Origin of the sequence: Polaribacter septentrionalilitoris, from assembly GCF_009832745.1 — a bacterium.
GTDB lineage: Bacteria > Bacteroidota > Bacteroidia > Flavobacteriales > Flavobacteriaceae > Polaribacter > Polaribacter septentrionalilitoris.
The window spans coordinates 14,525-29,868 of the sequence record NZ_VRMJ01000032.1; the positions used below are offsets into that span (position 1 = coordinate 14,525).

15 protein-coding genes are annotated in these 15,344 nt (G+C 32.1%); 4 read left to right on the forward strand and 11 right to left on the reverse strand.

Annotation, left to right across the window (positions count from 1 at the left end):
* The 11 genes from FP421_RS06880 to mraZ form a co-directional block, all read right to left on the reverse strand.
* A complete protein-coding gene (locus FP421_RS06880) occupies window positions 1-726 on the reverse strand; it encodes a cell division protein FtsQ/DivIB (RefSeq protein ID WP_159948984.1) in 726 nt (241 codons plus the stop codon).
* Window positions 716-2,068, reverse strand: a complete 1,353-nt coding sequence (murC, locus tag FP421_RS06885) for a UDP-N-acetylmuramate--L-alanine ligase (RefSeq protein WP_159948986.1) — start codon at window positions 2,066-2,068, stop codon at window positions 716-718. Before murC ends, FP421_RS06880 begins: the two co-directional genes overlap by 11 nt.
* Entirely contained in the window at window positions 2,065-3,159 is a 1,095-nt protein-coding gene (murG, locus tag FP421_RS06890; RefSeq protein WP_159948988.1) for an undecaprenyldiphospho-muramoylpentapeptide beta-N-acetylglucosaminyltransferase, read from the reverse strand. Before murG ends, murC begins: the two co-directional genes overlap by 4 nt.
* A gap of 72 nt (window positions 3,160-3,231) precedes the next feature.
* Window positions 3,232-4,416, reverse strand: coding sequence for an FtsW/RodA/SpoVE family cell cycle protein (locus FP421_RS06895; protein WP_159948990.1), 1,185 nt, complete (start codon window positions 4,414-4,416; stop codon window positions 3,232-3,234).
* Window positions 4,417-4,443: 27 nt separating this feature from the next.
* Window positions 4,444-5,778, reverse strand: coding sequence for a UDP-N-acetylmuramoyl-L-alanine--D-glutamate ligase (murD, locus tag FP421_RS06900; protein ID WP_159948992.1), 1,335 nt, complete (start codon window positions 5,776-5,778; stop codon window positions 4,444-4,446).
* A 1-nt stretch (window position 5,779) separates the two neighbouring features.
* Window positions 5,780-7,006 carry a phospho-N-acetylmuramoyl-pentapeptide-transferase gene (mraY, locus tag FP421_RS06905; protein ID WP_159948994.1) on the reverse strand — a complete coding sequence of 409 codons (1,227 nt, stop codon included), beginning with the start codon at window positions 7,004-7,006 and terminating at the stop codon, window positions 5,780-5,782.
* A gap of 1 nt (window position 7,007) precedes the next feature.
* Window positions 7,008-8,474 (reverse strand): UDP-N-acetylmuramoyl-L-alanyl-D-glutamate--2,6-diaminopimelate ligase, encoded by a 1,467-nt coding sequence (locus FP421_RS06910; protein WP_159949141.1) that lies wholly within the window; start codon window positions 8,472-8,474, stop codon window positions 7,008-7,010.
* A gap of 1 nt (window position 8,475) precedes the next feature.
* Entirely contained in the window at window positions 8,476-10,440 is a 1,965-nt protein-coding gene (locus FP421_RS06915; RefSeq protein ID WP_159949143.1) for a penicillin-binding protein, read from the reverse strand.
* Between the two features lie 59 nt (window positions 10,441-10,499).
* A complete protein-coding gene (locus FP421_RS06920; RefSeq protein ID WP_159948996.1) occupies window positions 10,500-10,826 on the reverse strand; it encodes an FtsL-like putative cell division protein in 327 nt (108 codons plus the stop codon).
* A 26-nt stretch (window positions 10,827-10,852) separates the two neighbouring features.
* Complete coding sequence (rsmH, locus tag FP421_RS06925) at window positions 10,853-11,758, reverse strand: 16S rRNA (cytosine(1402)-N(4))-methyltransferase RsmH (RefSeq protein ID WP_159948998.1); 906 nt, start codon at window positions 11,756-11,758, stop codon at window positions 10,853-10,855.
* Window positions 11,745-12,212 (reverse strand): division/cell wall cluster transcriptional repressor MraZ, encoded by a 468-nt coding sequence (gene mraZ, locus FP421_RS06930; protein ID WP_159949000.1) that lies wholly within the window; start codon window positions 12,210-12,212, stop codon window positions 11,745-11,747. Before mraZ ends, rsmH begins: the two co-directional genes overlap by 14 nt.
* Window positions 12,213-12,413: 201 nt before the next feature.
* Here mraZ and FP421_RS06935 point away from each other — a divergent pair, with 201 nt between their 5' ends.
* The 4 genes from FP421_RS06935 to FP421_RS06950 all read left to right on the forward strand — a co-directional run bounded on the left by FP421_RS06935 (window position 12,414) and on the right by FP421_RS06950 (window position 15,331).
* Window positions 12,414-13,178 carry an alpha/beta fold hydrolase gene (locus FP421_RS06935; RefSeq protein ID WP_159949002.1) on the forward strand — a complete coding sequence of 255 codons (765 nt, stop codon included), beginning with the start codon at window positions 12,414-12,416 and terminating at the stop codon, window positions 13,176-13,178.
* A 5-nt stretch (window positions 13,179-13,183) separates the two neighbouring features.
* Window positions 13,184-13,795 (forward strand): ribosome biogenesis GTP-binding protein YihA/YsxC, encoded by a 612-nt coding sequence (gene yihA / locus FP421_RS06940; protein ID WP_159949004.1) that lies wholly within the window; start codon window positions 13,184-13,186, stop codon window positions 13,793-13,795.
* Window positions 13,796-13,826: 31 nt separating this feature from the next.
* Complete coding sequence (locus FP421_RS06945) at window positions 13,827-14,513, forward strand: RluA family pseudouridine synthase (RefSeq protein WP_159949005.1); 687 nt, start codon at window positions 13,827-13,829, stop codon at window positions 14,511-14,513.
* Window positions 14,514-14,593: 80 nt separating this feature from the next.
* Window positions 14,594-15,331, forward strand: a complete 738-nt coding sequence (locus FP421_RS06950) for a nitroreductase family protein (protein ID WP_159949006.1) — start codon at window positions 14,594-14,596, stop codon at window positions 15,329-15,331.
* Window positions 15,332-15,344 lie beyond the last annotated feature (13 nt).

Here is a 15,344-nt window from a genome sequence, read left to right on the forward strand (position 1 = left end):
TTATTTTGTGCACACAACTTGGTTGTGATATTTTACATTAATCGTTTTATAATTTTCTATTGTTTTGTCTAAAAATGTTTTGTTATAAAACGCTTTTAACTTCTTAAATTTTATATCCATTTCAGTTAATTTTCCAAAATCGATTTTGTAATCTCCACTTCTCACGGAAAATTGATACTCATCTGTGTCTAATTTCTGTATCCCAACAACTTCTTTTTCTAAAAAATCATCTTCTAAAATAAAGGAAACTAAAGGTAAAATTTCTTTAATCTCCTTATCATTTTTAACCCCAGAAATCAACATTACTCTAGCGGAATACAACTCCGACAATGGAACTACTACACCTTGTTTGTCAATATAATAAGAAGAATCATCATTGATAATTCTTGCAACAGGTGTACGTTGTTTTATGGTTGATTTTAATGTACCACCAATGGTTAAAAAAACGGATGCTTTTTCTACATACGGATTTTTAGACACATTTTTCTCTAAACTGTATAAATCTATTACAGATTTTGCTTGGTTTTTCAAGGTGGTGTCATTTTGTATTAACAATTTATTAACCATAGCATGCGTTAAAAAATGATTATTTCCTTCTTCAAATTCAACCACAATTTGACTGATTTTTTTGTTAAAATTTCTTTTTAAAGAAAAACTATACAAAAACCCCAAACTCCCTATTAATAATAGGAATGATACATATTTTAAAACTCTTTTAAACTTCATTTGCAGTTGTTTTTAAAAGTTCTTTTACTACCTCTTCAATTAGCAATCCAATATCTCCAGCACCTAACATAACCACCACTTTTGCTGATGAATTCTTAATATCTTTTGTAATATTCTTTTTTTGACTTACTTTTTTATGCTGATGATTTATTTTACTTAATAACAACTCAGAATTTACTCCAGCAATTGGTTCTTCTCTTGCAGGATAAATATCTAACAAAACCACTTCATCAAACTTAGATAAAGCAAATGCAAAGTCATCTATAAAATCTTTAGTTCTCGAAAACAAATGTGGTTGAAAAATTACCAACACTTTTTCATCAGGATACATTTCTCTTACAGAATTTTCTACAGCATTAATCTCTGTTGGGTGATGTGCATAATCATCAATCAACACAAAATCATCCTTTTTAATTTTATAAGAAAATCTTCTTTTTACACCTTTAAAAGTTGACAAGCTTTGTTTAATATTTTCTAATGAAGCCCCATACACATCTGCCATAGCCAATGCAGCTAAGGCATTCATTACATTGTGTTTTCCAGGTAAATGAAACTCAATATTCTGTATTGTTGATGTTGGTGTTTTTACATCAAAAATATACTTCCCATTTTCTATTTTTAAGTTGACAGCTTTGTAATCTGCTGTTTCGTTAATTGCATAAGTAAGGCCTTTTAAAGGCAAACCTTTAGCAACTATTAACGTATCAGAAACTTGATTTGTAAATTCTAAAAATGATTCTTTTAATGCTTCTGGTGCACCATAAATATCTAAATGATCAGCATCCATAGAAGTCACAGAAGCTATATTTGGACTCAATTTTAGAAATGACCTATCAAATTCGTCTGCTTCTACAACACTAATTTTATCTTCGCCCAAAATTAGATTTGAATTGTAGTTCTCTGCAATTCCGCCTAAAAAGGAAGTTGCCTTTTCTTGTGCCATGATATGACCTAAAATCGAAGAAGTTGTTGTTTTTCCGTGAGTACCTGCTACCGCTAAACAGAATGTGGTTTTGGTAATTTCACCTAAAACTTCTGCTCTTTTTAAAACGGTAAAATCATTGTCAAAAAAGTAATTGAGTTCACTATGTTTTTTAGGAACTGCTGGTGTATATACCACCAATGTTTGTTCTTTATCTAAAAATGAAATCGGAATATTTTTTATTGCGTCTTCAAAATGAATTTCGACACCTAAATTCACCAACTCATTTGTAATTTGAGAAGGTGTTTTATCATAACCCGCCACTTGTTTTCCATTGGCTGTAAAGTAACGAGCTATTGCACTCATTCCTATGCCACCAATTCCGACAAAATAGATATTATGTAAGGTTTTTAAATTCACTTTCTCAATAATTTTTCAATTTCATTTACAATATCTGTTGTTGCTCCTGGTAAGGCTAGTTCATTTATATTTTCCGACAAATGCTCTTGTTTGCCTTTGTCTTTTAACAACGTTTCAAACACAATCGGAAACGTATCTAACTCACTTTCTCTAAGTAAAATTGCCCCATGTTGATCTGCAATTGATTTTGCATTTTTAGTTTGATGATCTTCTGCCACATTTGGTGACGGAATAAAAATTACGGGTTTTCCAACAATACACAATTCTGACACTGAACTTGCTCCTGCTCTAGAAATGATAATATCTGAAGCAGCATAAGCCAAATCCATTCTATTTAAAAACTGATGCACTTGGATATGCTCTAATTCATCATATTTTTTATACTCTTCATAATACAATTTACCACATTGCCATATGACTTGTACCTCTTGTTTTTTGAAAAAATCTAAGTTTGTTTCTATCAACTGATTTATTTTTCTCGCACCCAAACTTCCTCCTAAAACTAGAATCGTTTTCTTTGTTTTATTAATAGCAAAAAATGCTTTTCCTTCTTCTGTTTTAGCATGTATAGACAGTAAATCTTGACGTACTGGATTTCCTGTTTTTACAATTTTTTCTTGCGGGAAAAATCGTTCTAAATTATCGTAAGCAACACAAATTTTATCAGCTTTCTTACTCAATAATTTATTTGTAATTCCTGGATACGAATTTTGCTCTTGTATCAACGTAGGAATTCCTTTTCTACTTGCCATAATTAGCGTTGGCCCACTTGCAAAACCTCCTGTTCCGATAGCTACATCAGGCTTAAATTGCCTAATAATTTTTGCAGCTTTAATTAGACTGCTGGTCAATTTAAACGGAAAAGACAAATTATCTACAGTTAGTTTTCGCTGAATTCCAGAAATCCACAATCCTTTAATATCGTGTCCCGCTTGCGGAACTTTCTCCATTTCCATTTTATCTTTTGCTCCAACAAACAAAAAATTAGCATCTGGATAACGCAATTTCAATTCGTTAGCAATGGCGATGGCAGGGTAAATGTGCCCTCCTGTTCCGCCTCCAGAAATTAATATATTAATCGATTGTTTCATACAGACTTTTTTATTTTTAATTTAAGGATGTATGTAACACCTAATATATTTCTAGCATTTGAATAGATAGTCTTAGTCCAGTGTTTCATGCAGTATATCTAAAGGATTATCATCTAAAATATCAGCTTCTGTTTCTTCTTTTGATGCGCTTACACTCAAAATCATTCCGAGTGCAAAACACGTCATCCAGATAGAAGTTCCTCCACTACTAATGAGCGGTAATGTTTGCCCTGTAACAGGAAACAAGTTCGTGGCAACAGCCATATTAATTGTAGCTTGAAAAATAATTGGAATTCCAACCCCAAGCACTAATAAAGTTCCAAAAATTGTGGTTGTTTTTTTGATGACCACAAAAATTCTAAAAAGTAAAATAAAATAAATAGAGACTATTAAAAAGCCACCTACCAAACCATATTCTTCAACAATGATGGCAAAAATAAAATCGGATGTAGATTGTGGTAAAAAGTTTTTTTGCACACTTTTTCCTGGACCTAATCCTACTGGACCACCTGTAGCAATTGCTATTTTAGCTTTTTCTACTTGATAAGCCTCCTTACCGTCTGAGTTTGAAAAATTCTCAATTCTACTTTGCCAAGTCTGTACTCTGTTTGGCATTGCATCTGGAAAAGCTTTTGCAATTAATATAAAAATAGATAAAGCTACGATTCCTGCTCCTAAAATAAAACCAATGTATTTTAAAGGATAACCACCAATAAATGCAATCATCAAAATCATGACAAAAATAATGGCTGTAGTGGAGAAGTTTGCAGGCAAAATCAACATTAAAATAGCCGCAACTGGCAACCATAATTGCCATAAACTTTCTTTAAAATTGATTTTCTTTTCTTTGTTTTTTGCTAAATATCTTGACACATAAACCATTAACACCAAACCTGCTAATGTTGATGTTTGAAAACCAATACCGCCAATTCTAATCCATCTACTTGCGTTTGCTCCTCCAATTGTAGTTCCTTGTGCTAGAGTAAAAATCAACAAAATAATAACCACTGGAAGCATTAAAACTGAACCTCCTGAAAAATATCGATATGGAATTTTATGCACTCCATAAATGATTAAAAAACCAAAAAACAACAACACCATATGTTTGATTAAGTGCCCAAAAGTAGACCCAGAACCAACTACATAGACCAAGTTTGTGCTTGCGCTATATACGGGCATAAAAGAGAATATTGCCAAAACAGCAACAATTGCCCAAATGGTTTTATCTCCTTTAATATGTTGAAAAATGGTTTTCAATTTTAGTTTTAGTTTTAGTTTTAGTTTTTAAAGATTTCTTACTGCTTTTTTAAATTTACGACCTCTGTCTTCATAGTTTTCAAACAAATCAAAACTTGCGCATGCTGGTGATAATAAAACAGCATCACCTCTTTCTGCTAATTTATGAGATACTTTTACTGCTTCTTCTGCTCCTGCTGTTTCTACAATCATATCTACAACATTCCCAAACGTTTTTTTAATTTTCTCATTATCCATACCTAGACAAACTATTGCTTTTACTTTTTCGCGAACTAAAGGCAATAAATCATTATAATCGTTTCCTTTATCAACACCTCCAACAATCCAAACCGTAGATTTATCCATACATTCTAATGCATAAAAAGTTGCATTAACATTGGTTGCTTTAGAATCATTAATATATTCTACTCCTTTAATTTTTGCCACATTTTCTAAACGATGTTCTACCCCTTCAAAGTTTGACAAACTTTCTTTGATTGATTCTTTTCTAACTTTTAATAATTGCGCAGCCATTGTTGCTGCCATGGCATTCTTTGTATTGTGTTTTCCTTTTACTGATAAGGTTGATAATGGCATAATAAGTTTGTCTTTGTTTGTATTGATTATAATGTTATTGTCTTTTAAATATGCTCCGAATTCCAATTCTCTTTCAATTGAAAACGGAACTAAATTTGCTTTTGTACTATTGTTTTTCAACCAATTATTAATGGCTTTATCATCTGCATCATAAATTAAATAATCGGTTGATTTTTGGTTCTTTGTGATTCTAAATTTTGAGGCTATATATTTATTAAAATCATAATCATATCTATCTAAATGATCTGGTGTAATATTGGTTAAAATGGCAATATGACTATTAAACTCCTCAACACCATCTAACTGAAAACTACTAATCTCTAATACATAGTTTTCATAATTTTCTTCTGCTACTTGTTGTGCAAAGCTCAACCCAATATTTCCGGCAACACCAACATTTAACCCTGCATTTTTTAGAATGTGATGTGTTAATAGTGTTGTTGTTGTTTTTCCATTAGAACCTGTTATTCCAACAATAGTTGCCTCTGTAAATTGAGCTGCAAATTCTATCTCAGAAATTACAGGAATTGACAATTCTTTTAATTTTATAATTAAAGAAACTGTATCCGGAATTCCAGGGCTTTTCATCACAACATCTGCATTTATAATTTTGCTTTCTGTATGATTTTTCTCCTCAAAATCTATCTCGTTATGTATAAGAACTTTTTTATATTTTTTTGATAGCTCACCTTTGTCTGACACAAAAACTTCATATCCTTTTTTCTTTCCTAAAAGCGCAGTACCTACTCCACTTTCACCTCCACCAAGAATGACCAATCGTTTCATTTTATCTCAACTTCAATGTTGCTACTGAAATTACTGCCAATAAGATTCCCACAATCCAAAAACGAACCACAATTTTACTTTCGTGATAACTCAATTTTTGATAATGATGATGTAATGGTGACATCTTAAAAATTCGTCTTCCTGCTCCAAATTTCTTTTTAGTGTATTTAAACCAAGACACTTGAAGGATTACCGATAAATTTTCTACAACAAAAATTCCTGCTAAAATGGGTAACAACAATTCTTTACGGATTGCAATTGCAATAACTGCAATAATTCCACCTATAGTTAAACTCCCAGTATCTCCCATAAAAACCTGAGCTGGATAGGTATTGTACCACAAAAAACCAATCAAAGCTCCTGCAAATGCCAAAATAAAAACGGTCATTTCTCCTGAATTGGGGATGTACATAACATCTAAATAATCTGCAAAAATGATGTTACCTGAAACCCAAGCAAAAATTGCTAAAGTGACCACCATTATTGCTGATGACCCAGCTGCTAAACCATCAATTCCGTCTGTTAAATTTGCTCCGTTAGAAACCCCTGTTACAATAAAAACTGTGATAAATATGAAAATAATCCATCCATATTTTTCATAACCATCACCTAAAAAACTCAGTGCTTTTGAATACTCTAACTCATTATTTTTAAAAAAAGGAACTGTTGTTTTTGTAGATTTATGAGCTTCACCAAAAACCTTTTTTCTTCCGTTATTTTGAACAACTTGCTGCTCTACAGGAAGCTGCTCTTTGATGGTAACTCCATCATTAAAATACAACATAGAACCAACTATAACCCCTAAACCAACTTGCCCAAGAACCTTAAACTTTCCTTTTAAACCCGCTTTATCTTTTTTAAATACTTTAATGTAATCGTCTAAAAAACCAATCATCCCCATCCAAACTGTTGTGACAATCAACAAAATGATGTAAATATTATCTAGTTTGGTTAATAAAACAGCAGGAATTAATGTTGCTAAAATGATGATAATTCCCCCCATTGTTGGAGTTCCTGATTTTTGCTTCTGACCTTCCAAACCTAAATCACGAACAGTCTCTCCAACTTGCTGTTTTCTTAAAAAATCAATGATTCTTTTTCCGTAAATTGCAGAAATTAAGATCGATAACACAAATGCTGCTGCTGCTCTAAACGTGATAAACTGAAACACACTTGCTCCAGGGAAACTGAATTCATTTTCTAAATATTCAAATAAATAATACAGCATTTTAGTTGTTTTTTAGTTGATTGAAACAATGGGTTACTTCTTCTAAGTCATTAAAATGAGAACGCACTCCATTGACCTCTTGATAGTTTTCGTGTCCTTTTCCAGCAATTAAAATGATATCTCCATTTTTAGAAAATTTACAAGCTGTTTTTATAGCTTGCTTTCTATCTAAAATAGAGATCGTTTTTTTATAATTTTCAGCAGCAACACCCTCTTCCATTTCATCAAGAATGGTTTGCGGATTTTCAGTTCTAGGATTATCGGAAGTAAAAATGGCTTGATTGCTCAATTGCGAAGCAATATGTGCCATTTTTGGTCTTTTGGTTTTATCTCTATCTCCTCCACAACCCACAACTGTAATCAGTGTTTCATTTCCTGTTCTAATATCATTAATGGTCTCTAAAACATTTTTTAATGCATCTGGAGTGTGTGCATAATCTACAATTGCTGTCACATTTTCATCAGAAATTACATATTCAAATCGACCACTAACATTTTCTAATTGACTTACAATAGTTAGAATCTCTAGTTTTTCTAAGCCTAATAATTCTGCAGTTGCATAAATAGCCAGCAAATTATATGCATTAAATCCGCCTATCAATTTTGTCCAAACTTCTGTATCGTTAATTTTCAATAAACTTCCAGAAAACTGTTTTTCTAAAATTTTAGCCTTGTAATCTGCTATGGTTTTTGTAGCGTAACTGTATTTTTTAGCTTTTGTGTTTTGCAACATAAAACCACCATTTTTATCATCGATATTTGTAAGTGCAAATGCTGATTTTGGTAAGAAATCAAAAAATGATTTTTTTACATTTCTATACTCTGCAAATGTTTCATGATAATCTAAATGATCATGAGAGAGATTGGTAAAAATTCCGCCTGCAAAAGTTAACCCTTCAGTTCTTTTTTGATGAATTCCATGAGAACTCACCTCCATAAAACAATAATCGACACCAGCATCAATCATTTTATCTAAATAACTATTGATTGTTATTGAATCTGGAGTGGTATGTGTTGCCTTAAACTCATCCTCATCTACTAAAATCTTAACTGTTGATAATAAACCAACCTTATATCCTGCTTTTTTAAACAATTGATACAATAATGATGCAATTGTAGTTTTCCCATTTGTACCAGTTACACCAACTAATGGTAATTTCTGAGAAGGATTATCATAAAAATTAGCCGCTAAAATTGCTAGGGCAGTATTAGCATCTGCAACTTTAACATAAGTTATTCCTTCTTTTTTAACTTTAGGAAAATCTTCACAAACAATAGCAGAAGCACCCAACTCAATTGCTTTATCAATATATAAATGACCATCAACTGTAACTCCTTTTTGAGCCACAAAAACATCATTCTTTGATACTTTTCGAGAATCAAAAACAACAGCATTCACCTCAATATTTGTAAGTCCAAATACTTCTTGAATAGCAACTTGATATAATATGTCTTTTAAATTTTTCAGCTTATGAAAGTTTTAAAATGATGGTTCTTCCTTTGATTAATTTTTCTCCTTTTTTTAGTGATTGAGACTTCACTTTACCTACTCCAGAGAGTTTTACTTTTAAACCAATATTCTCTAGTAGAGATAAAGCATCCATACCAGACATTCCTCTTACATCAGGAATTTCTTGATGATTTTTCTGAACTATTTTATCAAAATTTTGGTATTGATTTTCTATTGAAGTAAATTTTACTTCATCATCCACAGACTGTTTATCAACTGGAGTTGTGGTATAAATTTTTTGAGCAATTTCTTTAAAAACAGGCGCAGCAACTGTTGCACCATAATATCCTTTCTCTTTCTTTGGATCATGAATAACTACAATGCAAGAGTACTTAGGATGATCTGCAGGAAAAAAGCCCGCAAAAGAGGCTACATAATGCTTGGTCGAATAATAACCACCTTCCCATTCGCCTTTTTTATTTTTAATTCTTGGAATGTATTTTTTTGCAGTTCCTGTTTTTCCTGCCATTGAAAAGTTTGGAGAATAAATATTTTTTGCTGTTCCTTTTACAACAACATTTTCCATCACTTTACGAATCTTCTTTAACGTTTCTTCAGAAGCAATTTTTGGATTTACAACCTCAGTTTCAAATACTTTTTCGGTTTTATCTTCACGCCTTAATTCTTTGATAAACCTTGGTTTTACCATTACACCATTGTTTGCAACAGCATTATAAAACATTAAAGTTTGCATTGGCGTAACTGAAACTCCATACCCCCAAGACATCCATTCTAAAGAAATTTTATTCCAAGTTTTTTCTTTTGGATGTGGCACATAAGGCTTACCTTCTCCTTTAATTTGAAACCCTATTGGTTTTGTAAATCCGTATTCTTCAAGTTTAGAAACAAAACTCTTTGGATTATCATCGTAATGTTTTCTAATGAGTTTTACAATTCCGACATTAGAAGAAACTTCAAAAACTCTTCCTGCAGAAATTTTACCATAACCACCTCTTCTTGAATCTTCTACTTTTTTTCTACTGATAAAAATTCGTCCTTTTTCAGTATCAACAACAGTAGATGTATCTATTTTCTTATCATCCAAAGCAATCATTAAACTTGCTAATTTAAATGTAGAACCAGGTTCGTGACTTTCCCAAACCGCATAATTTCTTTTTTCGTAATAGGTTCCCTTTGACGTTCTTCCTAAATTAGAAATGGCTTTAATTTCACCAGTCGCTGTTTCCATAACCACTGCACAACCATGGTCAGCTTCAAAATACTCTAGACTACCCAACAAAGCATGATGTGTAATATCCTGAATATTTACATCTATTGTAGTGATAATATCATGACCATCAATTGGTTCTTTTTCGTTAATATCATTGATTGGTTTCCACTGGTTTTTTGCTATTTTTTGTTTCCAGCGCAAACCATTTTCACCCTGCATAAACTCAGCAAAAGCACCTTCAATACCTGCTCCACCTCTAAAATCATCATAACCAATAGTTCGCTCTGCAATTTTACCTATGGGATGTGCACGAACAGTTTTATGCTCTGCAATAAAACCTCCTTTATACACACCTCTATTAAAAATAGGAAATTGCTTTATTTTTAAATAATCTGTATAACCAACATTTCTTGCAATCAACAAATATCGATTTCTTTTATTTTTGGCTTTTCGTAATTTATTCTGATAAAAGCGCTGAGACTTACCAAACATTTTAGATAACTCCTTAGCCAAACCAGCAACATTTTTTTCAAAAACTCCGCTTTGAACCGCAGCCACAACATCCATTCGAATTGTGAATTTTGACATTGAAGTTGCCAACAAATTACCATCTGCAGCATACACGTTTCCTTTATTTGCGTAAATAGTATCTTGCTTTATCGTTAATTCTGTAGAAAGCTTTTTATATTTCTCACCTTCTTTGTACTGAATGGCAAATACTCGAAATACAATAGCCAATAAAAATAGCGTCATAAAAGCACCTACCAAGTAGAATTTTTTGAGTATGCTTTTTTTGTGAGTTGCCAATTTTATTATTGTTTAATAGTTACTTTTATTTTTTTTGGAGGAGTTAGTGACGGTTTTAATCCTCTTTCTTTTGCTTTTGCTCTGATATTCGACTCCATTTTCATTCGCATTAAAATAGTGCCTGTATCTACGTATTCTGCTCTTAACTCTCTTTTCTTTTTATTTAATTCTGATATTGTTATCACTTTTTTATCAGCTCTATGCGCACTTGAAATCATCACTAAAAGCAAGATCACAACAAAAATGATGATTCGCCAATTTTTAAAAGCAGATTCATCTGTAAGAAAACTTCCTCTTAGAAAATCATATACTCCCTTTTTTACCTTAGACATCTTTTTTTGCTTTTACCACTTTGTCTTTAGTTTTTCAATTTCAACGTTGCTATTCTTAATTTAGCACTGCGAGCCCTGTTGTTAATTTTAATTTCCTGTGGGGTAGGCACTATTAACTTTCCAACTTTTTTCATGGGCTCATCACTGTTTCCAAAAACATCTTTCTCAGGCTCGCCGCTAAATAATCCTGTTCTTATAAAACGCTTTACCAACCTATCCTCTAATGAGTGGTATGAAATTACACTCAACCTTCCATTATCGGTTAACAAACCAGGAATTTGCATCAAAAATTCTTTCAACACCTCTAATTCTTCATTTACCTCTATTCGAATAGCTTGAAATATTTGCGCTAAAATCTTATGCTCTTTCGCTTTAGGCAAATACCGCTGTAAAACTTCTTTTAATTGAAAACTTGTTTCAATTTTTAATTGCTCTCTTTTCTCTACAATTGTTTTTGCAATATTTCTTGAATTTCTCAACTCTCCATACAGAAACAATATTTCAGCCAATTTTTCTTCTGAATATGAATTGATAATTTCTTTAGCTGATATTTTGGATTTTTGATTCATTCTCATATCCAAATCACCATCAAAGCGAATTGAAAACCCTCTTTCAGCCTCATTAAATTGATGTGAAGAAACCCCTAAATCAGCCAAAACACCATCTACTTTTTTAACTCCGTGAAACCTCAAAAACCTTGAGAGGTATCTAAAATTTTCAGGAATTAAAACAAATCGTTCATCATCAATCACGTTATTTTGTGCGTCAGGATCTTGATCAAAACCAAACAATTTCCCATTTTCACCAAGTCGATTTAAAATTTCTCTGGAATGACCTCCACCACCAAACGTAACATCTACATACACTCCATCTTCTTTAATAGCAAGCGCATCAACACTTTCATGAAGCAAAACTGGATTATGATAACTCATCGAAATCTGTATTACCCATTACTTCTTCTGCCAAATCTGCAAAATCATCTGCAGCATCATCAATCGCCTTTTCATATCGCTCTTTATCCCAAATCTCAATTATATTTACAGAAGAAGACATCACTATTTGTTTTTGAATACCTGCAAATGCCAATAAATCTTTCGGAATCAATATTCTACCAGAAGCATCCATCTCAATCATTTTTACCCCAGCAGTAAACCTTCTTATGAAATCGTTATTTTTCTTTTTAAATCTATTCAATTTGCCAACCTTACTCATTTCAACATTCCACTCTTTCATTGGATACAATTCTAAACAAGGTTGAAACACTGCTCTCTTAATCACAAAACCCTCTTGCAACACAGCAGCCAATTGCTTTTTATAGGCTGACGGAAACATCAATCTACCTTTAGCATCTGCTTTACACTCATATGTACCAATTAGGTTTATCACTCAAATAAGATTAGTTGATATCAAAAATATATAAATTTTACCACTTTTTACCACTTTTTGACACATTGTTGATAAATAACGTTTTTATTAACAATTGATTGCCCTAATTTTGACTTAGAATTTAAAAAACCAAGAAAATCGAAAAGCATATCTATTTCATAAAAAAGAATTACATTTGCTTTGATGCGAAACGAGAAATCAATGACTGACAAGTTAAAAACGGAAGGTAAATTTACGTATGCAGAAGCTGGAGAGGGACCTGCAATCATTGTTTTACATGGATTAATGGGAGCCTTAAGTAATTTTGGAGATACATTTAACCATTTTTCTAACAATGGATACAAAGTTTTTATCCCTGAGTTACCTTTATATACTTTACCACTTTTAAAAACCAATGTTAAAAATTTAGCTAAATTTTTGAAAGAATTTATGGAATTTAAAGGATTAGAAAATGCTATTCTTTTAGGTAATTCTTTAGGAGGACATATTGGTTTGTATTTTACAAAGCATTATCCAGAAAAAGTAAATGCTTTAGTATTGACAGGAAGTTCTGGACTCTATGAAAAAGCAATGGGTGATAGTTTTCCAAAAAGAGGAGACAGAGATTATGTAACTAAAAAAGCGCAAGACGTTTTTTATGACCCAGCAATTGCAACGGAAGAATTGATTGATGATATTTTTAAAATCATTAATGATCGAAATTCTGTAATACGAACATTAGCTATTGCCAAAAGTGCAATTAGACATAATATGGCAAATGATTTACCAGAAATGAAACAACCAACTTGTATCATTTGGGGAAAACAAGATGCTGTAACACCTCCTGAAGTAGCAGAAGACTTCCACAAATTATTGCCTGATTCTGATTTATTTTGGATTGATAAATGTGGACATGCAGCAATGATGGAAAGACCAGAAGAATTCAACAAAATTCTTCATGATTGGTTCATCTCAAGAAATATCTAAACCTTATGAAAATTACTTCAGCAGAATTCGTAATGAGCAATAGTAATGTTACGAAAGCTCCTAAAGATCGAATTCCAGAATATGCTTTTATTGGACGTTCTAACGTTGGTAAATCCTCGTTAATCAATATGTTGATGGAACGTAAAGATTTAGCAAAAATATCAGGAAAACCAGGAAAGACACAACTTATCAATCATTTTAAAATTAATGATTCTTGGTTTTTAGTAGATTTACCAGGTTATGGTTATGCAAAGGTTTCAAAAAAGAAAAGAGTTATTTTTCAATATTTTATAGAAAACTATTTTAAGGAAAGAGAGCAATTGGTTTGTACATTTGTATTAATTGACTCTAGACACGACCCTCAAAAAATAGATTTAGATTTTATGCAGTTTTTAGGCGAAAATCAAATTCCGTTTTGTATTGTTTTTACCAAAGCTGATAAACTAGGAAGCTCAAAGCTGAACAAACAAATTACTTCTTACAAAAAGAAATTATTAAATTATTGGGAATCTTTACCCACATCATTTGTAACCTCATCTTCAACAGGCTTTGGAAGAGAGGATTTTTTAAACTTTATTGGTGGCGTGAATGAAGATGTAAAAGACAATTTTAAATAACTTTTCTCGACAGGCGCTCGAAATGACATAAATGCAATCTAATAAAGAGAACTTACAGGTTTTATTCGAAGACAATCATATTTTGATTGTTAATAAAAGAGCTGGTGACATTACACAAGGTGATAAAACTGGCGACAAACCTTTAAGTGAAGTTGCCAAAGAATACATTAAAGAGAAATACAACAAACCCGGAAATGTGTATTTAGGAGTCGTACACAGATTAGACAGACCTACTTCTGGAATCATCATTTTTGCAAGAACTTCTAAAGCTTTAGAACGGTTAAATAAAATGCTGCGAGAGAAAACCATTAACAAAACCTATTGGGCAGTTGTAAAAAATCACCCAAAAAAAGAAAAAGAGACGTTAATTAATTACTTGAAAAAAAATCCAAAAAACAATAAATCTTCGGTATTTCAGAAAGAGATTTCAGGAAGCAAAAGAGCTGTTTTGCATTATCAGGTAATTCAAAAATTAGAAAACTATTCTTTATTAGAAGTCGATTTAGAAACAGGTAGACACCACCAAATACGCGCACAATTGTCTGCTATTGGTTGCGCTATCAAAGGGGATTTAAAATATGGTTTCTCAAGAAGTAATAAAGACGGAAGTATACATTTGCATGCAAGAAAAATCGAGTTTACACACCCTGTAAGCAAAGAAAATATTAAAATTACTGCACCTACACCAAATGATGTCATTTGGAATGCATGCAACTAAATATTATCTTTAAAAAACTAATTGTATCAACGTTTATTATGATTAAAAACTCTAGTTTGTAATCAAAAAACTCCAACTAAATGAGTCAAGAAAAAACAGTTTCAGAAGCCATCAATTACAGACGCTCTGTACGAATTTACGATGCTGACCAACCGATTGACACAAAAATTGTAAAGCAATGTTTGCAACAAGCCGCATTAGCCCCCAATAGCAGCAATATGCAATTGTGGGAGTTTTATCATATTACTTCTAAAGATATTATTGCTAAAATTGCACCTTTTTGCTTCAATCAAAATGCTGCTAAAACCGCGCAACAATTGGTGGTTTTTGTAGTACGTAAAGATTTATGGAGAAAAAGAGCAAAAGCCAATTTATCCTTTATGGATCGTGTTTTTGGTAAAAACAATCCAAAATCAGCACAAAGTAGTAGAGAAAAAGTAGCACGCAATTATTATGGTAAAATCATTCCGTTTGCGTATTCAGAATTCTTAGGGCTTTTTGGGCTTTTAAAATACTTTATGGTTTCTTTAATTGGCTTGTTTAAACCCATGTATAGACAAGTACGTAAAAGTGATATGCGCATTGTTGCTCATAAAACTTGTGGTTTGGCTGCTGAGAATTTTATGATTTCAATGGCTGCTCAAGGTTTAGACACTTGCCCCATGGAAGGTTCAGACACCTTACGTGTTAAAAATCTTTTGGGTTTGCCTTTTGGCGCAGAAATTAACATGATTGTTTCTTGCGGAATTAGAACCGAAAAAGGAGTTTATGGAGAGCGTTTTCGAGTTCCTTTTGAGGAAGTATATAAGGAAGTTTAAATCTAAAAAATAA